This window comes from Aquirufa echingensis (assembly GCF_042714525.1).
Classification (GTDB): domain Bacteria; phylum Bacteroidota; class Bacteroidia; order Cytophagales; family Spirosomataceae; genus Aquirufa; species Aquirufa echingensis.
Genome location: NZ_JBBKYA010000011.1, coordinates 1 through 266, shown reverse-complemented (window position 1 = coordinate 266; position 266 = coordinate 1). Strand labels below are relative to the sequence as shown.

The following is a 266-nucleotide window of genomic DNA, read 5'->3' as shown; positions in this document are numbered from 1 at the left end:
ATAACTGATAAGTAACCCGTACCGTAAACCGACACAGGTGGTCGAGAAGAATATTCTAAGGCGCTCGAGTGAATCACGGCTAAGGAACTCGGCAAATTAACCCTGTAACTTCGGGATAAAGGGAGCCACGAGCAATCGTGGCCGCAGAGAAATGGCCCAGGCGACTGTTTAACAAAAACACATGGCTTTGCTAAATCGAAAGATGACGTATAAGGCCTGACACCTGCCCGGTGCTGGAAGGTTAAGGGGGGATGTTAGCCGCAAGG

Annotated in this window: 1 rRNA gene; it reads left to right on the top strand. The window is 50.0% G+C overall.

The features are described 5' to 3' along the window. Positions 1–266: ribosomal RNA gene (locus tag SKC38_RS12455) — 23S ribosomal RNA — on the top strand; the annotation flags it as partial.